We start from the raw sequence: 24,404 nt of genomic DNA, 5'->3' as shown, positions 1-24,404 counted from the left end.
CGCATTGGCCGGTCGTGACGGTCGTGGCACTTAAAGTGTTCGCGTGACGACTCCAGCCCAGCACGACCGCGACCTGGCCGAAGCGCGCGTGGGCCGGCTCAAGCAGGACCTGCGCGACGGGCTGGCGACCCCGCCCGCCGACGTCGAAGCGATGGACGAGCTCGTCGCGACGGCGCACCGGCTGCTCGACTCCGAGGTGGCTTTCGACGAGGCGAGGCACCGGCTCGCGAACGCCGAGCTCGAGTCGCGGCACGCGGCGACGCAGCGCGCGGTCGTCTACTTCGCGGCCGCGCCGGTGCTGGTGCCGCTGGCCGCCGCGGCGCTGGTGCTGTTCGACGTGCTCTCGCCGGTGTGGCTGCTCGCGCTCGTCCCGCTGTTCGCGGCGGGAGCGTGGATCGGCTTCGGGCCGGTCCGGTGCGTCGGCGACGTCATCCGCGAGCGGACGCGGGCGGCGTGGGCGGGCAGCGTCACGGCCGGGTTGCTGGTGTGCGCGCTGGTCCCGTGGTCCGGCGCCGTCGTCTGCACGATCTTGACGGCGCTGGGCGTCGCGGCCACGTGCGGGCTGCTGTGGCGGGAAAGCCGGATCCCATGAGCCACGGCTACGCGACCTACGGCGACGATCCCGAGTTCTCGGCCGACTACGAAGAGCCCGTCGACTCGACGCGGCGCGACCTCGACGAGCTGTTCGCGGCGGTCGACGGGCTGCGCGCGGCCGTCGAAGAGTCCGACGACCGCTTGCGTCAGGACGTCGCGGACCTGACCGAGCGGCTCGAGAGCGGCAGCGGGCACCGGCAGGAGGACCGCATCGACCTGCTCGGCCGGCAGCTGGACCGGCTGCAGCAGCAGGTCCAGGCCCTCGAGCGCGCGGTACGCGTGTCGGATGGAGTGCCGCAGGTCGACCTCGACGACGTCGGCGCGGAGACCCGCGCGCTCGCGGCGCAGGCGGCGCGCTGGGACGACCTGCACAAGGAGCTGGTGACGAAGGAGCAGCGCGCCCGGTACGAAGAGGAGATCTCGCGCCTTTCGTCGGTGCACGCGGCGTTGTCCCGATGCGATGCCGACCTGCTGGAAGTGATGCGCGTCCTGGCTTCGACGGATCGCGCCTCCCGGGCCCGAGGAGACGCGGAGTCGTCGTTGCGGGCGTTGTCGACGCGGCGCCGGACGCTGCTGGACGAGGAGATCCCGGCGGCGGCTTCGGCGGCGGACCAGGCGCGGCTGGCGTTGCGCGAGGCAGACGCGGTGGAGGCGCGGATCGTGCCCCAGCTGGAGCGCGCCGAGCGGGCGTGGCACGACCTGCAGGTGCGGCTGCGGACGCGGATCACCGACGCGCTCGGCTCGAACGCGCTGCTGCCGACGTGGTTCGGCCACGCGCTCGGTGTGGCGCCACCGGCTGGGGCCTCCGGCGATGCGTGGATCCGGACGGCCGCGTCGGTGCTGGCGTACCGGGTGACGTTCGGGATCCTGGATCCGGCGTTGCCCCTGGGCCCGCCGGCTTCTGACGATGCGGACACGACCGAGCGCCGCTGGACCTGGCGAGCCCGCCTGGAGTCCGACCTGAACGAGCTTTCGCTCTAGCCTCGCGTGCGCGGAGGGGCATCACGCGTGATCAGAGGGGCATCACGTGTGATTGGGAAGGCATCACCCGTGCCTGGAGGGTCGGCTCGCGTGCCTGGAGGCCCGGGGTCGACACGGCGGACGTGTCGTGTCGACTCTCCAAACACGAGTCATGCCCCTCTAATCACGGGTGATGCCCTTCCAATCACGCGTGATGCCTCTCCAGTCACGGGTGAAGCCCTTGGAATCACGGGTGAAGCCCGCGGAGAGCCGACTCCAACTGGCGGTGGAGGTCGCCGAGGCGGGATTTGCCTGGTTTGCCGGGCGGGAGGCGGCGAAGGATGACGGTCACCGTAGGGGGCGCGTGATCGAGGGCCCAGGCGACCTCGAGCGAGGCATCGCCGCCGGCGAGTTCGCGCGCCAACGCTGCCTGTTGCGCGGGGCCGACGATGTGCTTCACCTGGTGCGGCGACGCCAACGGGTGCAAGTAAGCCGCTCCCGCCGCGCCGACTGCCGCGCGGGCGGCGGCCGACGCCACCGGATCCTCGGCAGAGCCCGCCGCTGCCAGTGCGGCCCACGCCACCGTGCGAAGCAGCTTCGTGCGCGGAGCGCCAGAAGCGAACTCTCGCGCCGCGGAGATCGCGGAGCGCGGACGAGGGTCGCCGGGGACCCGCGACTCGTACAACGGCAGAGCCCGCGAAGCGCAGTCGGCGGCCCAGCCGGTCAACGCCCGCAGCTCGTCCAGAGTCAGCTCCATGTGGGTGAAGCGTATCTTTGAAACCCCGGTTGAGACTTTCAGACGACCGCCGGCTGCCGGAGCGGACGGCGCAGGCGGTTGAACAGCTTTGCGTTGTTCAGCGCGAACACTCCGACCGTCGAACCGTCCCGTTGCCACACCGCCACGAACGACGACGAAGAAGGATCGCCGTCCACGAACGACAGCGAGTCGTCCGGGCGCGGGTGCCCGGCCAGCTGGAGCGTCCCCGAATACTGGTCCGACCAGACGTACCCGCTCGGCGTGTAAGTCCGCGAGGTCCGCCCTGCCAGGAGGTTCGCCACCGCGACCGGCGCCTGCTCCGACGCGTTCGTCCAGTGCTCGTGCCGCCGGCCCCCGTACCTGGCGACGTCGCCCACCGCGACCACCTGCGGCAGCTCCGTCACCAGGCCCGCGTCCACGCAGACCCCGTTGGAGACGGTCAACCCCGAGCCCGCCAGCCAGTCCGTCGCCGGGGTCATGCCGACGCCCGTCACGACCACGTCGGCCGGCACCAGCGAACCGTCGGCCAGGTGGACGCCCGCCTCGGACATGCCCGAGACCCCGACCCCACAGCGCAGGTCCGTGCCGTGGTCGGCGTGCAGCCGGGCGCACACCGCGGCCAGCTCCGGCCCCAGCACCGGGGCCAGTGGTGCAGGCAAAGCTTCCAGGACGACCACGTCGAGACCCAGCGAACGGCACGTCGAGGCCACCTCGGCCCCGATGAACCCGGCGCCGACAATCGCTACGCGGACCCCCGGCACCAACGCCGCGCGCAAGGCGACAGCGTCGTCGAGCGTCCGCAACACAAAGGCGCTCTCGAAGCCCGGCAGCGTCCGCGCCCGGCCGCCGGTGGCGATGACGACGCCGTCCGCGTGCACCGATCCGCCGTCCGACAGCCACACCCGGCGCTCCGAAGGGTCCAGCGAAGTCGCGCGGACGCCGAGCCGGAAGTCCAAGGCCAGCGACGCGAGGTCGCCGGCGTCGAGCAGTTCCAGCGAAGCGGCGGAGGCCGTCCCGGCGAGGAACGCCTTCGACAGCGGCGGCCGGTCGTAGGGCAGGTGCTGCTCCTCGCCGATCAGCACGACCCCGCCGTCGTAACCCTGCGCGCGCAGCTCCTGCGCGGCGCGGACCCCGGCGAGCGACGCGCCGACGACCGCGATGCGCTTCACGCGGCGTCCTCGCGAGCCACGCCCTGGACGTAGATGACGCCCTCGTCGACGACGACCGAGTACGTGCGCACCGGCTCCTTCGCCGGCAGGCAGCTCGGCATGCCCGTGCGCAGGTCGAACAGCGCCGCGTGCAGCGGGCACTCGACGAAGCAGCCTTCGAGCCAGCCGTCGGCCAGGGAGGCGTCCTGGTGGGTGCACGTGTCGTCGATGGCGTACAGCTCCCCGTCCTCGGTGTTGAACACCGCGATGGCGGGCGACCCCGGGATCCGGACGGACTCACCCGGGGGCAGCTCGTCCACCGTGCATGCGCGAATCATGGGTCCTCCGAGACTGTTGCGCATAGGGGAACATCAACTGTGATCCGCAACAAAGTCTGAGTCCCATGAAGGGCGTCGTCAAGGGGGTACGCCCCGGTAGTTTCGTTACCCGGTAACGGATATTCCGGGCATGTCGAAGGCCCGTACCGAGGATGGCGGTACGGGCGCTGCGACGCCGGAGGCTAGTTCTCCCCGTGCCGGTAGAACGGCGTCTTGATCGGGGCCAGCGGGGTGTTGCCGAGGATGAGGTCGGCCGCCTTCTCGGCGGTCATCATCACCGGCGCGTAGATGTTGCCGTTGGGGATGTAGGGCATGACCGACGCGTCGACCACGCGCAGGCCCTCGGTGCCGTGCACCCGCATGGTCTGCGGGTCGACGACGGCCTTGTCGTCCACGCCCATCTTGGCCGTGCACGACGGGTGCAGCGCCGTCTCGGCGTCCTTGGCGACCCAGTCCAGGATCTCCTCGTCGGACTCCACGGACGGCCCCGGTGAGATCTCCCCGCCGTTGTACGGCTCCATCGCCGACTGGTTGAGGATCTTCCGCGCCACCCGTACGGCTTCGACCCATTCGCGACGGTCGTTCTCCGTGGACAGGTAGTTGAACTTGATCGCCGGGTGCTGCCGCGGGTCGGTCGAGGTGAGCTTCACCGAGCCGCGCGTGTCGGCGTACATCGGGCCGACGTGCACCTGGTAGCCGTGGCCTTCCGTGGGCGCCGAACCGTCGTAGCGGATCGCCACCGGCAGGAAGTGGAACATCAGGTTCGGGTACTTCACCTCGTCGTTCGAGCGGACGAACCCGCCGCCCTCGAAGTGGTTGGTCGCGGCCGGCCCGGACCGCAGGAACAGCCACTGCGCGCCGATGTAGGGCCGCTTCCACTTCGCCAGCGACGGCTGCATCGAGACCGGCTGCTTGCAGGAGTACTGGATGTACACCTCCAGGTGGTCCTGGAGGTTCTCGCCGACGCCCGGCAGGTCCTTCACGACGTCGATGCCGAGCTTCTCCAGGTCGGCCGCGTTGCCGACGCCGGAGAGCTGCAGCAGCTGCGGGCTGTTGATCGCCCCGCCGCAGAGGATGATCTCCTTGCCGTACACCTCACCCGGCATGCCCCGGCCCTCGGCGTACTCGACGCCGATCGCGCGCGTGCCCTCGAAGAGGATCTGCGACACGAACGCGTGCGTCTTCACCGTGAGGTTGGGCCGGTTCTCCACCGGGTGCAGGTAGGCGCCCGCGGCGGACAGCCGCCGTCCTTTCCGGACGTTCCGGTCGAAGGCCGCGAAGCCTTCCTGCCGGTAGCCGTTGACGTCGTCGGTGCGCGGGTAGCCCGCCTGCTCGGCGGCGTCGAAGAAGGCCTGGAACAAGGGATTCGACGCCGGGCCGCGCTCCAGTTCGAGCGGCCCGTCGTGCCCACGCCACTGCCCGTCGGGGGCATCGGCGAGGCAGTTCTCCATGCGGTTGAAGTACGGCAAGCAGTGCGCATAGTCCCAAGTGGACATTCCGGGGTCGCCGGCCCAGCGTTCGTAGTCCATCGGGTTGCCGCGCTGGAAGATCATTCCGTTGATGCTGGACGACCCGCCGAGCACCTTGCCGCGCGCGTGGTAGATGCGGCGGCGGTTCATGTGCGGCTCGGGCTCGCTGCGGTAGCCCCAGTCGTAGAACTTCGACCCGATCGGGAACGTCAGCGCGGCCGGCATGTGGATGAAGACGTCCCACTTGTAGTCGGACCGCCCGGCTTCCAGGACCAGGACCTTGTTCGAAGGGTCCGCGGAAAGCCGGTTCGCCAGCGCGCAGCCCGCCGAGCCACCGCCGACGATGACGAAGTCGTAGGTATCGGAACTCATGCGTCCTCCTCAGAACCTTATTCAGCCGTCGGCCGGCGCGAGAGTCACCGCTGGCGGGTAGGTCACGTTCCGTAGCACCGTCCTAACCAGAATAAGGTTCTCAGCCGGGCAGTGAATCCGGGGCGCTGTCGGGCATGTGCTCGGGGCTCGTGTGCGACGAACCCCAGGTGCCGCGCCGGACGTACAGCATGATCGCACCGATGATCACGATCAGCCCGGTGACGATCACCGCGCCCCACTGGAAGTACCAGTGGTCGTCGCCGTAGACCTCGGCGCGCGGCCAGATCAGGTTGACCGTCATCCCGGCGCCGTAGACGACCGCGACCAGGTTCACCAGCGTGCCCCAGCGGCCGAGCTTGAAGTACGGGCCGTGCCCGGGACGCGGCCACTGCCCGCGCAGGCGGCGCAGCAGCAGCGGGCCGGTGACCATCAGGTAGGGGATGTAGAACAGGATGATCGCGGTCGAGGTCAGGATGAAGAAGGCCCGCTGGTTGCCGAGGTTGATCAGCAGCACCACGATGGTGAGCCCGCCGGTGAGCAGCGCGGGCAGGATCGGCGTCTTCGAGCGCGGCGACACCTTCGCCATCGCCTTGCTGAACGGCAGCCTGCCGTCGCGGGCCATCGCCCACGACATCCGGATCGCCGCGGTCTGCACGGCGAGGCAGCACACGGTGATCGCGATCGCCGAGCAGATCAGGAAAGCGTCACCCAGTCCGGTGCCGAGCGTGCTCTTCAGCAGGTAGGGCATGCCGGACGTGCTCAGCTCCTCGGCGTTGATGTCGCCGACGGCCATCATGCCGACCAGCATCACCAGGCCGCCGACGATGAACGACGCCGTGATCGCCCGCAGGATGGCGCGCGGCGCGTGCTTGCGCGGCTGGGTCGTCTCCTCCGCGAGCGAGCCCGCGGTGTCGAAGCCGTAGAAGACGTACGCGCTCATCAGCGACGCCACCAGGAACGCCCCGAGGTACCCGAGTGAGTGACCGTCACCCGTGCCGTGGGTCTCGAAGACCACCTGCGGGCCGCGCTTGATGTGGATGGCCAGCGCGATGATCAGGAGGATGACGGCGGACAGCTCCACCGCGACGCCGAAGTTGTTGATCTTCGCCATCAGCTTGACGCCGATGATGTTCACGATCGTGGCGAACACGACCAGTACCAGAGCCAGGATGATGGCGTTCTGCGCGCCGCCCGGGGTCGACGTCAGCCCGGCGTCGGCGTCGCTGCCGACCAGCTGGAACACGGTCGAGACCTGCGGCAGGATGATCTGGTAGGCGACCGCGACGGCCGCGGCCGTGACGATCGCGCCGATGATCATGATCCAGCCCGCGAACCACGACGTCGCGGGTTTCGCGATCTGCTTGGCCCACTGGTACACCGACCCGGCGAGCGGGAACTGGCCGGCGAGCTCGGCGAAGCACAGCGCGACCGCGAGCTGGCCGATGAAGACCAGCGGCCAGGTCCAGATGAACGCCGGGCCGCCGGAGCCGAAGCCGAAGAAGAACAGCTGGAACACGCCGGTCATGATCGAGATGTAGGAGAACCCCGCGGCGAAGCTGGAGAAGGAGCCCAGGGAGCGTTCGAGCTCCTGGCGGTAGCCGAACTTCTCGAGGTCGGAGCTGTCGTCCGGGGCAGGCCCCCCGCCCGCCGGCTTTTCTTGCGTGGTCATGGCAACGTCCTCACATCGTGGGTGGGGGAGGGATCAGCCTTTGAACCAGTGCTGCGGAACGGGATCGATGTTCTGGTAGATGTGCTTGTGCTCCTGGTACTCCGCCAGCCCGGACGGTCCGAGCTCGCGGCCGATGCCGGATTTCCCGAACCCGCCCCACTCCGCCTGCGGCAGGTAGGGGTGATAGTCGTTGATCCACACGGTGCCGTGGCGCAGGGCCCCGGCGACCCGCTGGGCGCGGGACGCGTCCGACGTCCACACGGCTCCGGCGAGCCCGTACTCGGTGTCGTTGGCCAGCGCGATCGCGTCGGCCTCTTCGGTGAAGCGTTCCACGGTGACGACCGGGCCGAAGACCTCTTCCCGGACGATCGCCATGTCCCGCGTGCAGTCGCTGAATACGGTGGGCCGCAGGAAGAAGCCGTTTTCGTACTCCGGTCCTTCGGGCCGCTTCCCGCCGGCCCGGAGCGTGGCGCCTTCCGCGAGAGCGCTTTCGATGTAGCCCTCGACCTTGGCGCGGTGCTGCGCCGAGACGAGCGGGCCCGTCTCGGTCGCGGGGTCGAGGCCGTCGCCGACCCGGATCCGGTCGGCGCGCGCGGCGAGGTCCGCCACGAACCGGTCATGGAGCTCATCCTGGATGATCAAGCGCGCGCCCGCTGAGCAGACCTGTCCCGAATGGACGAACGCGGCCATCAGCGCGTAGTCGAGGGCGGTGTCGTAGTCGGCGTCGGCGAAGATCACGTTCGGGTTCTTGCCGCCGAGCTCGAGGGCGACCCGCCGGACGCCCTTCGCGGCGGCCGTCATGATCTTCTCGCCGGTCGTGTAGCCGCCGGTGAAGGAGACCAGGTCCACGCCCGGGTGCTCGACCATCGCCGCGCCGACGTGACCCGGCCCGAGCAGGAGGTTGACGACGCCGGGCGGCGCTCCGGCCTCTTCGAGCAGGGCGACCAGCTTGATCGTGGTCAGCGGCGTCACTTCGCTGGGCTTGAGCACGACGGTGTTGCCCGCGGCCAGGGCGGGCGCGACCTTCCAGGACATCTGGAGCAGCGGGTAGTTCCACGGCGCGATCAGCGCGCAGACGCCGACCGGTTCGTGGACGATCCGGCTGACGACGGTGGCGCTGCCCGCGTCGACCAGGCGTCCGGCGTCCTTGCCGGCGAGGTCGGCGTAGTAGCGGAAGACGTTCGTGACGTCGTCGATGTCGATGCGCCCTTCGCCGAGCGTCTTGCCGGTGTCGAGGCTCTCGGTGCGGGCGAGCTCTTCGCGGTCGCGGACGAGCAGGTCGGCGGTGCGCCGGAGCAGCTCGCCGCGTTCGGTGGCGGTGGTCCGCCGCCACGGGCCCGCGTCGAACGCCCTCCTCGCGGCTCTGACGGCGGCGTCGACCTCCTCGCGCCCGGCCTCGGCGACCTGCTGGACGACTTCGCCGTTCGCCGGGTTCAGGACGTCGGAGTGCGTTCCGGCGTCCGACCAGATGCCGTCGATGTGGAGGTCCTTCACGGGCGCCCCTTCCGGATCGGTAGTGGCTGCTCGGTGCGTGGAGTGCGTACATTTGTACGCGAAGCGTGTACAGATGTCCACAAGGGGGCTCGATGGCGAAGACCGAACCCGGTGCGACGCGGCGTCGTGGCCCGAACGACCCCGAACGGCGGGCGCGGATCGCCAAGGCGGCGATCGAGGTGGTCGCCCAGCGGGGGATCGACGGGCTCACGCACCGGGCGGTCGCGGCGGCGGCCGACGTCCCGCTGGGCTCGACGACCTACCACTTCGCGACCCTGGACGACCTGCTCGAAGTGGCGTTGCACGAGGCGGCGGAGAAGAACGTCCACGCGCTGAAGGAGTGGGAGTCGGCGCTCCCGCCGGACGCCGACTTCGCGGCGGCGCTCGCGGACCTCGTCATGGGGTACATCAACGAGCAGTACCGGGACACGGTCGTCGAGTACGACCTGTACGTCGCGGCCCTGCACCGTCCCCGGCTCCGCGCGGCCAGCGCGGCCTGGGACCAGGCGCTCATCGCCTTCTTCGGCTCCCGCACCGACCCGCTGACCGGCCGCCTGCTGGCCGGCTTGTTCTGCGGCCTGCTGATGCAGGCGGCCCTGGCCGACCCCCGCCCGACCCGTTCGGAGATCGAAACCCTCTTCCGCCGGGCCATCGACGGCCCGGCCAACTCGTAACTCGCGTGATCGAGCACGTAACTCGCGTGATCGGGGCCGGAACTCGCGAGTTACGGCCCCGATCACGCGAGTGCGGGTTCTGATCACGCGAGTTACGGGTTCCGTCACGCCGTGTGGGTGAAACGTGCCGGAAATCTTGGTGGGGCACTGAAAAAGTCGGGTTGACAGGGGTCTGGGTGGCAGTCACTCTGTTCCGGGGTGAGCAACAAGACGCGTTCTGCGCAACTCCCGTACTGATCCGCGGAGAGGACCACGCCGGTGACCACTACCGATCTCCCGCCGAGCCTGCTGGCCACGCTGCCGGGCTCCGCCTACACCGATCCGGCGGTCTTCGCGCTGGAGCAGGCGAAGATCTTCGAGGCCGACTGGTTCTGCGCCGTGCGCAGCGCGGACCTGCCGACGGCGGGGTCGTTCGAGACCGTCCAGATCGGCAAGGAGAGCGTCCTCGTCTCGCGGGGCCGGGATGGCAAGCTCAACGCGTTCCTCAACGTCTGCCGCCACCGCGGCGCCCGGCTCTGCACGTCCGAGAGCGGCACGGTCAAGCGCGCTTTCCAGTGCCCGTACCACGCCTGGACGTACGGCCTCGACGGCAAGCTCATCGCCGCACCGAACCTCACCGGCATGCCGGACGTCGACCGCACCGAGTTCGGGCTCACGAAGGTCCACCTGCGCGAGTGGCTCGGCTACGCCTGGATCTGCCTGGCCGACGAGCCGCCGTCGTTCGACGAGACCGTCGTCGGCGCCGTCACCGAGCGGCTCGGGAGCGCCCAGGAGATCGACGCCTACGGCATCGACGGACTGGCGCTGGGCAAGCGCATCGAGTACGACGTGAAGGCGAACTGGAAGCAGATCATCGAGAACTTCATGGAGTGCTACCACTGCGCGACGATCCACCCGGAGCTCACCGAGGTCCTCCCGGAGTTCGCGGACGGCTACGCCGCGCAGTACTACGTCGGCCACGGCGCCGAGTTCGGCGGTGAGGTCAAGGGCTTCACCATCGACGGCTCCGAGGGAGTCGACCGGCTCCCCGGCATCACCGACGCCCAGGACCGCAAGTACTACGCCATCACCGTCAAGCCGGGGGTGTTCGTCAACCTCGTCCCGGACCACGTGATCTTCCACCGGATGTTCCCGCTGGCCCCCGACCGGACGCTGGTGCGCTGCGACTGGCTGTACCTGCCGGAGGTCGTCGAGTCGGGGCGCGATTTGAGCCGCTCGGTGGAGCTGTTCCACCGCGTCAACCTGCAGGACTTCGAGGCGTGCGAACGCTGCCAGCTGGCCATGGACTCGCGCTCGTACGCCCACGGCGGCGTGCTCGTGCCCAGCGAGCACCACATCGGTGCCTTCCACGACTGGGTGAAAACCCGGCTGGCCCGCTAGATCAACGCCCGGATGGCGGCCTCGAACCCGCTGACGTGCTCGAGCGTCAACGCGGCGGCCTTCTCGGCGTCGCCCTCGATGATCGCGGTGAGGAGCGGGACGTGTTCGTCGACGTGGCCGGCCATCCCGGACAGCCGGGGCACGAACACGCACCAGATCCGGGTCGCGAGGTTGTCGTACCGGATCAGCGTGTCCTCGAGGAACGGGTTGTGCACGCACCGGTAGATCGCCCGGTGCAGGGCGAGGTCGGTGCGCAGCAGCTCGGCGTTGTCGCCGGTGGGCACGCCGGCGTCGAGCCGCCCGCGCAGCTCGGTCAGCGTGGCCCGGTCGGCCGCGGTCGCGCGGTCGGCCGCGGCGGCCGTCGCCATCGGCTCCAGCGTCCGCCGGACCTCGGAGATGTGCGCGAGGTCGGAGATGTGGACGTCGGTGGCGAACGTCCCGCGCCGCGGGTAGGCGACGACCAGCCGTTCGGACTCGAGGCGCTTCAGGGCTTCGCGGATCGGTGTGCGGCCCATGCCGAGCGTGCTGCCGAGCTCCTCCTCGTTCAAGGGGCTGCCCGGGCTGATGTCGAGCATGACGAGCTGGTCGCGGATGAAGACGTACGCCTGTTCCGCGAGCGACGGGGGATTGACCTGGGGATGCACGCCGCTTAGCCTACAACGACAATTGATATATCAGAAGTCGACCACGGAAGGTTCGCGATGACCGCGACGATCGACCAGCACGTGCTCAACCGCTCCCTGGCCGAGTACGACCAGGTCGTGGCCGAGGCGATCGGCGCCGAGCTGCACCGGCAGCAGTCGACGCTGGAGATGATCGCGTCCGAGAACTTCGCCCCGGTGAGCGTGCTGCAGGCGCAGGGCTCGGTGCTCACCAACAAGTACGCCGAGGGCTACCCCGGCCGCCGCTACTACGGCGGCTGCGAGCACGTCGACGTCCTCGAACGACTCGCCATCGACCGCGTGAAGGCGCTGTTCGACGCGGGGTTCGCCAACGTCCAGCCGCACTCGGGTGCCCAGGCCAACGCCGCCGCGATGGCCGCGCTCATCAGGCCCGGCGACAAGATCCTCGGCCTCTCGCTGGCCCACGGCGGCCACCTGACCCACGGCATGCGGATCAACTTCTCCGGCCTGCTCTACGACGTCGCCGCGTACGAAGTGTCCGAAAAGGACTTCCGCGTCGACATGGACGAGGTCGCGCGGCTGGCCCGCGAACACCGGCCCCAGCTGATCATCGCCGGCTGGTCGGCCTACCCGCGTCAGCTGGACTTCGCCCGTTTCCGCGAGATCGCCGACGAGGTGGGCGCGTACCTCATGGTCGACATGGCGCACTTCGCCGGGCTCGTCGCGACCGGCCTGCACCCGTCGCCGGTGCCGCACGCGCACGTCACGACGACCACCACCCACAAGACCCTCGGCGGCCCGCGCGGCGGCGTGATCCTCACCAACGACCCGGCGCTGGCCAAGAAGGTCAACTCCGCGGTGTTCCCCGGCCAGCAGGGCGGCCCGCTGGAGCACGTCATCGCCGCCAAGGCCGTCGCGTTCAAGATGGCGGGCGAGCCGGAGTTCGTCGAACGCCAGCGGCGGACCCTGCGCGGCGCGAAACTCCTGGCCGGGCGGCTCCTGGTCGAGAACGACATCTCCGTGCTGACCGGCGGCACCGACGTCCACCTCGTACTCGTCGACCTGCGCGACTCCGAACTCGACGGCAAGCAGGCCGAGGACCGGCTCCACGAGGTCGGCATCACGGTGAACCGCAACGCCGTCCCGTTCGACCCGCGCCCGCCGATGGTCACCTCCGGCCTGCGGATCGGCACCCCGGCCCTGGCCACGCGCGGCTTCGGCGACGCCGAGTTCCGCGAGGCCGCCGACGTCATCGCCGAGGCGCTGAAACCCGGCTACGACGTCGAGAAGCTGCGGGCCCGCGTCACCGCGCTGGCCGACGCGTTCCCGCTGTACCCCGGGGAGGAGACCCGATGACCGACCTGCCGGAGCACCCGGACTTCCTCTGGGACGACCCCGAGCCGAAGAAGACCTACGACGTCGTTGTCGTGGGTGGCGGCGGGCACGGCCTCGCCACCGCGTACTACCTGGCCAAGGTGCACGGCATCACGAACGTCGCCGTGCTCGAGAAGGGCTGGCTCGCGGGCGGCAACATGGCCCGCAACACCACGATCATCCGTTCCAACTACCTCTGGGACGAAAGCTCCGGCATCTACGAACACTCTCTCAAGCTGTGGGAAGGCCTCGAAGAGGACCTCGGCTACCCGATCCTGTTCAGCCAGCGCGGGGTGCTGAACCTCGCGCACAGCCTGCAGGACGTCCGCGACAGCGTCCGCCGCGTCGAGGCCAACAAGCTCAACGGCATCGACGCCGAGTGGGTGGACGCGGCCGGCGTCAAGGAGATCTGCCCGATCGTCAACACCTCCCCGGACGTCCGCTACCCGGTGCTCGGCGCGACCTTCCAGCCGCGCGCGGGCATCGCCAAGCACGACTACGTCGCTTGGGGCTTCGCTCGCGCCGCGTACGAGATGGGGGTCGACCTCATCCAGAACTGCGAGGTCACCGGCATCTCCACGGTGGACGGGCGGGTGACCGCGGTCGAAACAAGCAGGGGCCGGATCGCCGCGGGCAAGGTCGCGCTGTGCGCCGCCGGGCACTCGTCGGTGCTGGCTCGCATGGTGGGGCTGGACCTGCCGTTGGTGTCGCATCCCTTGCAGGCCTTGGTGTCCGAGCTGCTGGAACCCATCCACCCGACGGTCGTCATGTCGAACGCCGTGCACGTCTACGTCTCCCAGGCGCACAAGGGCGAACTCGTGATGGGCGCCGGGATCGACAGCTACAACGGCTACGGCCAGCGCGGCTCGTTCCACATCATCGAGGAGCAGATGTCGGCCGCGCTGGAGCTGTTCCCGGTGTTCGCGCGGGCGCACCTGCTGCGGACGTGGGCGGGCATCGTCGACGTCAGCCCGGACGCGTCCCCGATCGTCGGGCTCACCCCGGTCGAGAACCTGTTCCTCAACTGCGGCTGGGGCACCGGCGGTTTCAAGGCCACGCCGGGGGTCGGCGACGTCTTCGCGGCGACCATCGCGCGGGGCAAGCCGCACGAGTACGCCGAGCCGTTCACGCTCGACCGGTTCACCACCGGTGCCCTCGTCGACGAGCACGGCGCCGCCGCCGTGGCCCACTAGGAGAAACCCGTGCAACTCATCCCTTGCCCCTGGTGCGGGCCGCGCGAAGAGGCCGAGTTCCACTACGGCGGCCAAGCGCACGTCGCCTACCCCGAAGACCCGTCGGCCCTGTCCGACGAGGAGTGGGCGAAGTTCGTCTTCTTCCGCGCCAACCCGAGCGGGCCGTTCGCCGAGCGCTGGAGCCACTCCGCGGGCTGCCGCCGGTGGTTCAACGCCGTCCGCGACACCCGCACCCACGACCTGAAGGCGGTCTACCGCCTCGACGAACCCCGGCCGGTGATCTCATGACCCGACTGTCCGGCGTCCCGCTCAAGTTCACCTTCGACGGCCGCGAGCTGACCGGTTTCCTCGGCGACACCCTGGCTTCCGCGTTGCTGGCCAACGGCATCCACCAGGTCGCGACGAGCATCAAGTACGGCCGCCCGCGCGGCATCGTCGCGGCGGGTGTCGAGGACTCGAATGCCTTGGTGCAGATCGAAAAGCCGTTCCCCGAGCCGATGCTGTCGGCGACGACCGTCGAGCTGTACGACGGCTTGGAGGCCCGTGGCCTGCGCGGTCAGGGGCGCCTGGCCGCCGAGCCGGACCCGGCACGGTACGACGCCAAGCACGCCCACTGCGATGTCCTGGTCATCGGTGCCGGACCTGCCGGACGCGCCGCCGCTGCCTCGGCCGAAGGGCGCGTGCTCCTGGTCGACGATCAGCCCGACGGCGAGGCACCCGAAGGAGTCCGGTTCCTTTCGCGCACCACGGCGTTCGGCGTGTACGACGACGGGTTCGTGCTGGCTCTCGAACGCCGGGGCGAACCCGCCGCGCCCGAACGGATCTCGCGGCAGCGCGTCTGGCGGATCCGGGCCGAGAAGATCGTCATCGCCACCGGCGCCCACGAGCGGCCGATCGTGTTCCCGGACAACGACCGCCCCGGCATCATGCTCGCGTCGGCCGCGCGGACGTACTTGAACCGGTACGGAGTCCTGGCCGGGCGGCGAGTGGTCGTGTTCACCACCAACGACTCCGCGTACGACGCCGCCTCGGAACTGGCCGAGGCCGGCGCCGAGATCGTGCGGATCGTCGACGCTCGCGCCGGCTACGGCATCATCGGGACCGACGGCGGCACCCACATCACGGCCGCCCACGTGGCGAAACTGGGCGAGGTGCGGGGGGAACGCGTCGAGTGCGACCTGCTGCTCGTGTCCGGTGGCTGGAACCCGGCGGTGCACCTGTTCAGCCAGGCCCGCGGCAAGCTCCGGTACGCACCCGAGCTGGGCGCGTACGTCCCGGACGGCGACCTGCCGACGGTGAGCGTCGTCGGCGCCGCCAAGGGTGACGGCCTGCCGGAGACGATGGTGCTCTGGCAGGTGCCCGCCCCGGAGTCCGAAGTGGACACCCGGTTCGTCGACCAGCAGCGGGACGCGACCGTGTCCGACGTCCTGCGCGCGACCGGCGCCGGCCTGCGCTCGCTGGAGCACATCAAGCGCTACACGACCATCGGCACCGCGCACGACCAGGGCAAGACGTCCGGCATGCTCGCCGCCGGCATCACCGCCGAAGCCCTCGGTGTCGACTTGACGACTCAGCGTCCGACGACCTTCCGGCCGCCGTACACGCCGGTGCCGTTCGCCGCGCTGGCCGGCCGCCACCGCGGTGACCTGCACGATCCTGTACGCGTCACCACGATCCACCCGTGGCACGTCGAGCACGGCGCCGAGTTCGAAAACGTCGGCCAGTGGAAACGGCCGTGGTACTACCCGCGGCCCGGCGAGTCGATGCACGACGCCGTCCTGCGCGAATGCCGCGCGGCGCGCAACGACGTCGCCGTCATGGACGGATCGACGCTCGGCAAGATCGATGTCCAGGGCCCGGACGCCGGCTGGTTCCTCGACATGCTCTACACGAACATGATGAGCAACCTGCGCGTCGGTCGTATTCGCTACGGCGTGATGTGCGGCGTCGACGGCATGGTGATCGACGACGGCACGGTCATCCGCGTCGCCGAAGATCGCTTCCTCGTCACCACCACGACCGGCAACGCGGCGATGGTCCTCGAATGGATGGAGGAGTGGCTCCAGACGGAATGGCCGCACCTCGACGTCTTCGCGACGTCGGTCACCGAACACTGGGCCACGATCCCCTTGGTCGGACCGCGTTCGCGGGAGGTACTGGGCCGCTTGGCGCCGGGCCTCGACGTCTCCAACGACGCCTTCGGGTTCATGACCTGGCAGGACGCCGAGGTCGCCGGGCTGCAGGCGAGGGTCTGCCGGATCAGCTTCTCCGGCGAGCTGGCCTACGAGATCAACGTCCCGTCGTGGTACGGACCCGCGCTGTGGCAGTCCATAGTGGACGAAGGGGCGACGCCGTACGGCACGGAAACCATGCACGTCCTGCGCGCCGAGAAGGGCTACCCGATCATCGGCCAGGACACCGACGGCACGGTCACCCCGCAGGACCTCGGGATGTCCTGGGCGGTGTCGAAGAAGAAGGCCGACTTCATCGGCAAACGCTCCTTCGCCCGCGCGGAGAACAACCGGCCCGACCGCAAGCAACTGGTCGGGTTGCTGCCGGTCGAGCCGTCGGTGCTGCTGCCGGAAGGCTCGCAGATCATCGAATCCGAGACGGTGCCCGAACCGCCGGTGCGGATGCTCGGCCACGTCACCTCCAGCTACGACAGCGCCGCGCTCGGCCGGACGTTCGCCCTCGCCTTGGTGCGCTCGGGCCGGGAGCGGGTCGGCGAAACGTTGTACGTCCCGGTCGGGGACCAGGTGGTGCCGGTGACCGTGACCGAATCCGTGCTCTTCGACAAGGAAGGAGCCCGCCGTGACGGTTGACGCGGTCGAAGAACCGTTCCGCACCCAGCTCACCGTCCGCCTCCGCGAGGGCGCCACGCTCCTCGGCGTCGCCTTGCCCGGCCCGTGCACGTTCACCAGCGGCAACGGCGTGGACATCCTCTGGATGGGTCCCGACGAATACCTCGTCCTGGGGCCCGAGCTTGCACGTGAAGGCTCCGACCTGGAGGCCGAGCTTTCACGTGAAAGCTCCGTTCTGGCGGTGGTGGATGTGTCGGCGCAGCGCAACGTCGTGCGGCTGACCGGTGAGCACGCGCGGGATGTCTTGGCCCACGGGTGTTCGATCGACCTGGAGGTGTCGCCGCCCGGTACCTGCGTGCAGACTCTGCTGGCCCGAACCGGGATCGTGCTCATGGTCCGGGAAGAGGGCTTCACGATCCTCGTGCGGCAGTCGTTCGCCGGGTACTTCGGCGCGTGGCTGGCCGACGCGAGCTTGGAGTACGTCTCGTGACCTTCACCTTGACGCTCAAGTGCCCCGAACGCTCGGGCATCGTGCACGCCGTCACGACGTTTCTCGTCGGGCAGGGCTGCGACATCGTCGAACACCAGCAGTTCGACGACGACGTCCGCGGCTCGCTGTTCCTGCGCACGTCGTTCACGTGCACCGAAGAGGCCACTGTGGACGATCTGACGCGCGCGTTCGCGCCGGTCGCCGGGGACTTCGGGATGGAGTTCGGGTTCTCCGACGGGACGCCGCCGCGGGTCCTGGTGATGGTGTCGAAGTTCGGGCACTGCCTCAACGACCTGCTGTTCCGCTGGCGCGCGGGCGGGCTCGGTGCGGAGATCGCCGTGATCGTGTCGAACCACGAAGACCTGCGGCCGATGGCCGAAGCGGCCGGCGTCCCGTTCGTGCACGTCCCGGTGACGCCGGAGACCAAGCCGGAGGCCGAGCAGCGGCTGCTCGACCTGGTCGGGGAGTACGAGGCCGACCTGATCGTGCTGGCGCGGTACATGCAGGTGCTGTCGAACGAGCTGTGCCAGAAGCTCGAAGGCCGCGCGATCAACATCCACCACTCGTTCCTGCCCGGGTTCAAGGGCGCGAAGCCCTACCACCAGGCCTACGACCGCGGCGTGAAGTACGTCGGCGCGACCGCGCACTACGTCACGCCCGACCTCGACGAGGGCCCGATCATCGAGCAGGAGGTCGCGCGCGTCGACCACACGTACTCGCCGCGCGAGCTGGTGACCGTCGGTCGTGACGCCGAAGCCCTCGCCCTCTCCCGCGCGGTCCGCTGGCACTGCGAACGCCGCGTCCTGCTCAACGGCAACAGCACTGTCGTATTCCGTTAGGAGTTCCGCCATGAGCGCACCGAAAGTCGTGATCATCGGCGCCGGCATCGTCGGCGCGAACCTGGCCGACGAGCTGGCCGCCCGCGGCTGGTCCGACGTCACCGTGCTCGACCGGGGCCCGCTGCCGCGCACCGGCGGGTCGACGTCGCACGCCCCCGGCCTGGTGTTCCAGACCAACACGTCCAAGACCATGACGGAGTTCGCGAAGTACACCGTCGAGAAGTTCCTGACCCTGGACTGCTTCCTCCAGGTCGGCGGGATGGAGGTCGCGACCACCCCGGCGCGCTGGGAGGACCTCAAGCGCAAGCACGGCTGGGCGACGTCGTGGGGCGTCCCCGGCACGCTCATCGACGCGGAGGAGTGCGTCCGCCGCTGGCCGCTGCTCGACGGTTCGCAGGTCTTCGGCGCGTTGCACACGCCGACCGACGGCCTGGCGCGGGCGGCGAAGGCGGTCGAGGTGCTGATCGCTCGGGCCACCTCGCGGGGTGCCCGGTTCGTCGGGGCCACGAGGGTGACCGACGTCCTGCAGGAAGGCGGGCGCGTCACCGGCGTCCGGACCGGCCAGGGGGACTTCCCGGCCGACGTCGTCGTGTCGTGCGCCGGGTTCTGGGGCCGCGAGATCGGCGCGATGGCCGGCATGGACGTGCCACTGCTGCCGCTGGCGCACCAGTACGTGAAGACCGGGCAGGTCGCCGAACTCGTCGGACGCAACACCGAGGAAGTCGAAGCGAGCCTGCCGATCCTGCGCCACCAGGACCAGGACCTGTACTTCCGCGAGCACGTCGACCGGATCGGCATCGGTTCCTACGCGCACCGGCCGATGCCGGTCGACGAGTCCACATTGGACCCCTCGGTGACCGAGACGGCCATGCCGTCGATGCTGCCCTTCACCGAAGACGACTTCGCGCCGTCGTGGGAGGAGAGCAAGCTGCTGCTGCCCGCGCTGCGGCAGACCAAGGTCGAGGAGGGCTTCAACGGGATCTTCTCGTTCACTCCCGACGGCCAGTCGCTGGTCGGGGAGTCCGCCGACGTCCGCGGCTTCTGGCTCGCCGAAGCGGTGTGGGTGACGCACTCCGCGGGCATCGCCAAGGCCGTCGCCGAGCTGCTGGTCGACGGGCACTCCGAGACCGACCTGCACGAGGTCGACGTCCACCGCTTCGAGGACGTCCAGCTCGCGCCGTCCTACGTGAGCGAGACTTCGCAGCAGAACTTCGTCGAGGTCTACGACATCCTGCACCCGTTGCAGCCCAAGCTTTCCCCGCGCGACCTGCGCGTGACGCCGTTCCACGTCCGCCAGCGGGAGCTGGGCGCGGTGTTCCTGGAGGCGGGCGGCTGGGAGCGGCCGCACTGGTTCGAGGCCAACGCGCCGCTGCTGAAGAAGCTGCCGCACGACGCGCTCCCGCCGGCGCGGGACGCGTGGTCGGCGCAGTTCCACTCGCCGATCGCGGCGGCCGAGGCGTGGCACACGCGCAACGGCGTCGCGCTGTACGACATGACGCCGCTGAAGCGCGTGGAGATCAGCGGCCCGGGGTCGCTGGAGTTCCTGCAGTCGCTGACCACGAACCAGCTGGACAAGTCGGTCGGGTCGGTCACCTACACGTTGATGCTCGACGAGGCGGGCGGTGTCCGCAGCGACGTCACGGTGGCGCGGCTCGGGCCGGAGCGGTTCCAGGTCGGGATCAACGGGAACATCGACGTCGACCACTTCGTGAAGCACGCGCCCGCCGGTGTCCAGGTCCGGGACATCACCGGCGGGACGTGCTGCGTCGGCGTCTGGGGTCCGCTGGCGCGCGACCTCGTGCAACCGTTGAGCCGGGAAGACTTCTCGCACACCGGGCTGAAGTACTTCCGGGCCCGCGAGGCGCGGATCGCCGGGGTGCCGGTCGTGGCGATGCGACTGTCCTATGTGGGCGAACTCGGCTGGGAGATCTACACCAGCGCGGACAACGGCCTGCGGCTGTGGGACGCGCTCTGGGCGGCCGGACAGTCTCTCGGCGTCATCGCGGCCGGGCGGGCGGCGTTCAACAGCCTGCGCCTGGAGAAGGGCTACCGGCTGTGGGGCACCGACATGACGACCGAGCACGACCCGTACGAAGCCGGCGTGGGGTTCGCGGTGCGTCCCGCCAAGGGTGACTTCCTGGGGCGTTCCGCGATCGACGGCCGCAGCGAGGACACCGCGTCGCGACGGCTGCGGTGCCTGACGATCGACGACGGCCGCACCGTCGTGCTGGGCAAGGAACCGGTGTTCGTCGACGGGGTCGCTTCGGGCTACGTCACGAGCGCGGCGTACGGCTACACGATCGGCCGGCCGATCGCGTACGCCTGGCTCCCGGCGTCCGCGGACGTCGGCAGCGGTGTCGAGATCGAGTACTTCGGCCGCCGGGTCGCGGCCACCGTGGCCGCCGAGCCGCTGGTCGACCCCGGCATGGAACGGATCCGGCGGTGAGGGCGGTCAGTCGCTGAAGTCGCCGTTCATCGACTGGGTCGACGGGCCGTCTCCGGAGCCGGCGGTGCTGCTCTGGAGCTTCCCGTCGACCTTCGCCGTCGCGCTCACCGAGCCCTCGGCGGACTTCATGACCACGCGGTACTCGTGCTTCCCGGTACCCTGCGGGACGCTGAACGTCCGGCTCCACGGCAGCTCGACGTGCCGCAGCCGGCGATCAAGAGGGTGGTCATGAACACGACGGTGCGCTTCACACTCCGAGGGTAAAGGCGGCTCGCCTCCGGGTACATCCACAGCAAGTCCATGGAACCGCGCCAGGAAATTCTCAGGATCGAGGCGTTTCCTGGAGCGGCCGGAGGCTTGTCGAGGGCTGGAGCTGTGCATGAGCGAGTACGACCGAGGACCGCGGGGCGGCGGCGAGTACCCGTACGGCTACGGCCAGGGCGAGTATCCGCAGGGTCAGGGCTACTACGACCAGCAGCAGCCCTACGGCCAACAGCCCTACGGTCAGCAGCAGCCCTATGGCCGGGAGCCGTACGGCCAGGCTCGTGACCAGTGGGGACGCCCGTACCCGCCGCAGTACACGCAGCCCCAGGGCTACTACGGCCATGAAGGGCACCCGCAGGGCTATTACGGCCAGGAGCATGGCTACCCGCTACCCGTTCCGGCGCCCCCGCGCAGGCGCCCGCTTCGCGCGCTGACCGTCGCCGTCGTCGCGGTCGCCATCGCCGTGGTCGCCGGGCTCGGCATCGGGCACCTCATCTCCGCGAACAGCCCCAGCGCGAGCGGCAACCAGAACTTCGGCTTCTCCGGGCAGCCCACCGCGTCGGCCACGGCGCTCGACGCCGACGCCGTCGCCGCGAAGGTGAACCCGGCCATCGTCAACATCAACACCGAGCTGGGCCTGCAGGGCGCGGCCGCGGCGGGCACCGGCATCGTGCTCACCGCGGACGGCGAAGTGCTCACGAACAACCACGTCGTCGCCGGCGCGACCAGCATCAAGGTCACCAGCATCGGCACCGGCGACACGTACCAAGCGCACGTCGTGGGGTACGACCGCAGCGAGGATATCGCCGTCATCCAGCTCGAAGACGCGTCCGGCCTGCCCACCGCCGGCATCGGGGATTCGTCGACGGTCAAGGTCGGCGACCAGATCCTGGGCCTCGGCAACGCCGGCGGCAAGGGCGGCGACCCCGTCCCGGCGCCCGGTACGGTCGCCGCGCTGGACCAGTCGATCACCGCTTCCGACGAGTCCAGCGGGTCGTCCGAGCAGCTCACCGGGCTGATCCAGGTCCGCGCGAACATCGAGTCCGGCGACTCCGGCGGGCCGCTCGTCAACGCGAACGCGCAGGTCATCGGCGTCGACACGGCCGCGTCCACGGGCTACCAGCTCAACGGCCGCCGCAGCGGCGCCGGCGGCCAGGGCTTCGCCATCCCGATCAACCAGGCCATCGACATCGCGCACCGGATCGTCGCGGGCACCGCGTCGGACAAGATCCACATCGGCAAGACGGCGTTCATCGGCGTCTCGGTGGCGGACGCACCGGGGCGGGGCGCCCAGGTCCGCGAGGTCGTCACCCGCGGTCCGGCGCAGCAGGCGGGGCTCGCGGCCGGTGCCGTGATCACCGCGATCGACGGCAAGGCGATCGACTCCGCGACGACGCTGACGACCGTGATGGACACCCACCACCCGGGCGACAAGCTCACGCTGACGGTCGCCGACGCTTCCGGCGGGCAGCGGCAGGTTCAGGTGACGGTGGCCGAGGGGCCCGTGGGCTGACGCGTCAGCGCAGGGTTTCGTTCAGCACCTCGCGGTGCGTCCGCTTCGCCGCGAGATATCGCTCCCGGCCGGCGTCGGTGATGGTGACGAAGATGCCGCGCCGGTCCAGCTCGCACAGCGCGCGCTCGACCAGGCCCTCCTTCTCGAGGCGGGCGACCAGCCGCGAGGTGGCGCTCTGGCTGAGGTGGATGGCGCCGGTGAGGTCGGCGGAGCGGCACTTGAAGTCGCAGGTGGCGAGCCGTTCGAGGGCCTCGAACTCGTTCGCGCCGATGCCGTGGCGCTCCTGCAGGCGGCACTCGAGCGTGGTGAACACGGCCGAGTAGCGGGCCAGCAACTCGTGCCACTCCTGGACCAGACCCTGTTCAGCGACGTCGCTCACGGCGACCAACGTAGCATGCACAGACATCAGATGCAAACACATTAAATGCTTAGACATTAGATGCGTGTGCATGTACTGTCGCCGACATGAGCTCTTCCGTGTCCTTGTCCACCACCTCGACCCGGTGGGACGCACGTCTCTGGGGTGTCCTGCTCACCGTTTCGATCGTCATCGGCCTCGACGCGCTCGACGTGTCGATGGTCGGGGTCGCGCTCCCCGCGATCCAGGCCGACCTCGGCCTGTCCACCAACGCGCTGCAATGGGTCGTCAGCGGCTACGTCCTGGGGTACGGCGGGCTGCTGCTGCTCGGCGGGCGCACCGCCGACCTGCTCGGCCGCCGCCGCGTGTTCCTAGTCGCCGTCGCCGTGTTCGCGCTGGCCTCGCTGCTCGGCGGGCTCGTCGACGACGGCGCGCTGCTCATCGCGAGCCGCTTCATCAAGGGCCTGGCCGCCGCCTTCACCGCGCCGGCCGCGCTGTCCATCATCACCACGACGTTCCAGGAGGGCCCGGCCCGCAACAAGGCGATCAGCATCTTCGCCGTGTTCGGCGCGAGCGGGTACTCCGCCGGGCTCGTCTTCTCCGGCCTGCTGACCGAAGTCGGCTGGCGCTGGACGTTCCTGCTGCCCGCGCCGATCGCGCTGGTCGCCTTCATCGCGGCGTGGAAGCTGATCCCGACCTACCGGCGGGAAGAGGGCCGCGGCTACGACTTCCCGGGCGCCATCACCGGCGCCGCCGGCTCGCTGCTGCTGGCGTTCGGCGTCGTCGAGGCGCCCGAGATCGGCTGGGCCGCACCGCGCACGCTGATCACGTTCGTCGTCGCGCTCGCCTTGCTGGTGACTTTCGTGGTCATCGAGAAACGCAGCAGCCACCCGTTGCTGCGCCTGGGAATCCTCCGCTCCGGCCCGCTGGCCCGCGCGAACCTCGGCGGCGCCCTGTTCTTCGGCGCGTACATCGGGTTCCAGTTCGTCGTGATGCTGTACCTGCAGCGGGTGCTGGGCTGGTCGGCGCTGCAGACCGCGCTCGGCTTCCTGCCGGCGGCGCTGATCGTGGCCTTCGGCTCGCCGCGCATCGAGCCGCTGATCGACCGGGTCGGCACGCCGCGCACGATCTTCGCGGGCGTCGTCGCGCACGTGCTGGGCTACGCGCTGTTCCTGCGCGTGGACGAGCACTCGGGTTACGCGGGCTTCGTGCTGCCCAGCATGATCCTGCTCGGCATCGGCTTCACGCTGGCGTTCTCGTCGCTCAACATCCAGGCCACGGCCGGGATCTCGGACAGCGAGCAGGGGCTGGCGGGTGGCCTGCTGAACACGTCGCTGCAGGTGGGCGGCGCGATCGGGCTCGCGGTGGTGACGGCGGTCCTGACCGCCAACGGCGGCGGTGAAGCCTCCCCGGCGGCGCTGCTCACCGGTTTGACGCCGGCGCTGAGCGTGGTCACCGGCATCGCGGTGCTGGGCCTGCTGATCGCGATCAGCGGCCTGGTGGCTCGCAAGCAGCCGGAACCGGTCGCCGAGCCCGTCTCGGAGCCGGAGGACCTGCTGGCCCTCGCGGACTGACCAAGCGCCCCAATGTGGCCTTCGGTGCGTTCAACGCACCGAAGGCGGCCTTGGGCCGGCCACCTCGCCGGGCC

22 protein-coding genes are annotated in these 24,404 nt (G+C 69.9%); 13 read left to right on the top strand and 9 right to left on the bottom strand.

Translation table 11 applies throughout. The features are described from left to right. The first annotated feature begins 43 nt into the window (after window positions 1-43). Together AB0M59_RS50155 and AB0M59_RS50150 are read left to right on the top strand one after the other, a co-directional pair. Window positions 44-592 (top strand): hypothetical protein, encoded by a 549-nt coding sequence (locus tag AB0M59_RS50155; protein WP_364630388.1) that lies wholly within the window; start codon window positions 44-46, stop codon window positions 590-592. Next, window positions 589-1,575 (top strand): hypothetical protein, encoded by a 987-nt coding sequence (locus tag AB0M59_RS50150; RefSeq protein WP_364630385.1) that lies wholly within the window; start codon window positions 589-591, stop codon window positions 1,573-1,575. Before AB0M59_RS50155 ends, AB0M59_RS50150 begins: the two co-directional genes overlap by 4 nt. 226 nt (window positions 1,576-1,801) lie before the next feature. Here the strand turns inward: AB0M59_RS50150 and AB0M59_RS50145 are convergent, their stop codons facing one another. The 6 genes from AB0M59_RS50145 to AB0M59_RS50120 all read right to left on the bottom strand — a co-directional run bounded on the left by AB0M59_RS50145 (window position 1,802) and on the right by AB0M59_RS50120 (window position 8,801). Further along, a complete protein-coding gene (locus AB0M59_RS50145) occupies window positions 1,802-2,311 on the bottom strand; it encodes a putative immunity protein (protein ID WP_364630382.1) in 510 nt (169 codons plus the stop codon). A gap of 38 nt (window positions 2,312-2,349) precedes the next feature. Continuing rightward, complete coding sequence (locus AB0M59_RS50140) at window positions 2,350-3,480, bottom strand: FAD-dependent oxidoreductase (protein WP_364630379.1); 1,131 nt, start codon at window positions 3,478-3,480, stop codon at window positions 2,350-2,352. Beyond that, window positions 3,477-3,797 (bottom strand): bifunctional 3-phenylpropionate/cinnamic acid dioxygenase ferredoxin subunit, encoded by a 321-nt coding sequence (locus AB0M59_RS50135; protein ID WP_360487847.1) that lies wholly within the window; start codon window positions 3,795-3,797, stop codon window positions 3,477-3,479. Before AB0M59_RS50135 ends, AB0M59_RS50140 begins: the two co-directional genes overlap by 4 nt. Window positions 3,798-3,979: 182 nt before the next feature. Next, window positions 3,980-5,638, bottom strand: a complete 1,659-nt coding sequence (gene betA, locus AB0M59_RS50130; RefSeq protein ID WP_364630376.1) for a choline dehydrogenase — start codon at window positions 5,636-5,638, stop codon at window positions 3,980-3,982. Window positions 5,639-5,738: 100 nt separating this feature from the next. Further along, window positions 5,739-7,307 carry an amino acid permease gene (locus AB0M59_RS50125; protein WP_364630374.1) on the bottom strand — a complete coding sequence of 523 codons (1,569 nt, stop codon included), beginning with the start codon at window positions 7,305-7,307 and terminating at the stop codon, window positions 5,739-5,741. 33 nt (window positions 7,308-7,340) lie between these two features. Beyond that, on the bottom strand, window positions 7,341-8,801 hold the full coding sequence (locus AB0M59_RS50120) for an aldehyde dehydrogenase family protein (protein ID WP_364630372.1): 1,461 nt from the start codon (window positions 8,799-8,801) through the stop codon (window positions 7,341-7,343). A gap of 92 nt (window positions 8,802-8,893) precedes the next feature. Here AB0M59_RS50120 and AB0M59_RS50115 point away from each other — a divergent pair, with 92 nt between their 5' ends. Continuing rightward, window positions 8,894-9,475: a TetR family transcriptional regulator gene (locus tag AB0M59_RS50115; protein ID WP_364630369.1), complete on the top strand. Its 582-nt coding sequence runs from the start codon at window positions 8,894-8,896 to the stop codon at window positions 9,473-9,475. A gap of 258 nt (window positions 9,476-9,733) precedes the next feature. After that, window positions 9,734-10,855 carry an aromatic ring-hydroxylating dioxygenase subunit alpha gene (locus AB0M59_RS50110; RefSeq protein ID WP_364630367.1) on the top strand — a complete coding sequence of 374 codons (1,122 nt, stop codon included), beginning with the start codon at window positions 9,734-9,736 and terminating at the stop codon, window positions 10,853-10,855. Here AB0M59_RS50110 and AB0M59_RS50105 read toward each other — a convergent pair. Beyond that, window positions 10,852-11,499, bottom strand: a complete 648-nt coding sequence (locus AB0M59_RS50105; RefSeq protein ID WP_364630364.1) for a GntR family transcriptional regulator — start codon at window positions 11,497-11,499, stop codon at window positions 10,852-10,854. The two genes, AB0M59_RS50110 and AB0M59_RS50105, sit on opposite strands and share 4 nt — an antisense overlap. 57 nt (window positions 11,500-11,556) lie before the next feature. Between AB0M59_RS50105 and glyA the strand changes: the two genes are divergently transcribed. From glyA to AB0M59_RS50070, 7 genes are read left to right on the top strand one after another with little or no spacing between them, the layout of a single operon-like run. Then, window positions 11,557-12,834 carry a serine hydroxymethyltransferase gene (gene glyA / locus AB0M59_RS50100; RefSeq protein WP_364630361.1) on the top strand — a complete coding sequence of 426 codons (1,278 nt, stop codon included), beginning with the start codon at window positions 11,557-11,559 and terminating at the stop codon, window positions 12,832-12,834. Next, window positions 12,831-14,045: a sarcosine oxidase subunit beta family protein gene (locus tag AB0M59_RS50095; protein ID WP_364630358.1), complete on the top strand. Its 1,215-nt coding sequence runs from the start codon at window positions 12,831-12,833 to the stop codon at window positions 14,043-14,045. Before glyA ends, AB0M59_RS50095 begins: the two co-directional genes overlap by 4 nt. 9 nt (window positions 14,046-14,054) lie before the next feature. Next, window positions 14,055-14,333, top strand: coding sequence for a sarcosine oxidase subunit delta (locus tag AB0M59_RS50090; protein WP_364630355.1), 279 nt, complete (start codon window positions 14,055-14,057; stop codon window positions 14,331-14,333). Further along, window positions 14,330-16,867, top strand: a complete 2,538-nt coding sequence (locus AB0M59_RS50085) for a 2Fe-2S iron-sulfur cluster-binding protein (RefSeq protein WP_364630352.1) — start codon at window positions 14,330-14,332, stop codon at window positions 16,865-16,867. Before AB0M59_RS50090 ends, AB0M59_RS50085 begins: the two co-directional genes overlap by 4 nt. Then, entirely contained in the window at window positions 16,857-17,336 is a 480-nt protein-coding gene (locus AB0M59_RS50080) for a sarcosine oxidase subunit gamma family protein (protein WP_364630349.1), read from the top strand. The genes AB0M59_RS50085 and AB0M59_RS50080 overlap by 11 nt, the downstream gene beginning before the upstream one ends. After that, complete coding sequence (purU, locus tag AB0M59_RS50075) at window positions 17,333-18,175, top strand: formyltetrahydrofolate deformylase (RefSeq protein WP_364630346.1); 843 nt, start codon at window positions 17,333-17,335, stop codon at window positions 18,173-18,175. Before AB0M59_RS50080 ends, purU begins: the two co-directional genes overlap by 4 nt. A gap of 10 nt (window positions 18,176-18,185) precedes the next feature. Continuing rightward, window positions 18,186-20,621: an FAD-dependent oxidoreductase gene (locus AB0M59_RS50070; protein ID WP_364630343.1), complete on the top strand. Its 2,436-nt coding sequence runs from the start codon at window positions 18,186-18,188 to the stop codon at window positions 20,619-20,621. Window positions 20,622-20,627: 6 nt separating this feature from the next. Here the strand turns inward: AB0M59_RS50070 and AB0M59_RS50065 are convergent, their stop codons facing one another. Then, window positions 20,628-20,750, bottom strand: a complete 123-nt coding sequence (locus tag AB0M59_RS50065) for a hypothetical protein (protein WP_364630340.1) — start codon at window positions 20,748-20,750, stop codon at window positions 20,628-20,630. A gap of 250 nt (window positions 20,751-21,000) precedes the next feature. On the opposite strand from AB0M59_RS50065, the gene AB0M59_RS50060 reads away from it, so the two are divergent. Next, window positions 21,001-22,398, top strand: coding sequence for a trypsin-like peptidase domain-containing protein (locus tag AB0M59_RS50060; protein WP_364630338.1), 1,398 nt, complete (start codon window positions 21,001-21,003; stop codon window positions 22,396-22,398). A 4-nt stretch (window positions 22,399-22,402) separates the two neighbouring features. Here the strand turns inward: AB0M59_RS50060 and AB0M59_RS50055 are convergent, their stop codons facing one another. Then, on the bottom strand, window positions 22,403-22,777 hold the full coding sequence (locus AB0M59_RS50055) for a MarR family transcriptional regulator (RefSeq protein ID WP_364630335.1): 375 nt from the start codon (window positions 22,775-22,777) through the stop codon (window positions 22,403-22,405). Between the two features lie 86 nt (window positions 22,778-22,863). Here AB0M59_RS50055 and AB0M59_RS50050 point away from each other — a divergent pair, with 86 nt between their 5' ends. Then, entirely contained in the window at window positions 22,864-24,330 is a 1,467-nt protein-coding gene (locus AB0M59_RS50050) for an MFS transporter (RefSeq protein ID WP_364630332.1), read from the top strand. The last annotated feature ends 74 nt before the right edge of the window (window positions 24,331-24,404 follow it).

The organism is Amycolatopsis sp. NPDC051371, assembly GCF_040682155.1.
Taxonomy (GTDB): Bacteria; Actinomycetota; Actinomycetes; order Mycobacteriales; family Pseudonocardiaceae; genus Amycolatopsis.
The sequence above is the reverse complement of the archived record's forward strand: the minus strand, read 5'-3'. Positions and strand labels throughout refer to the sequence as shown.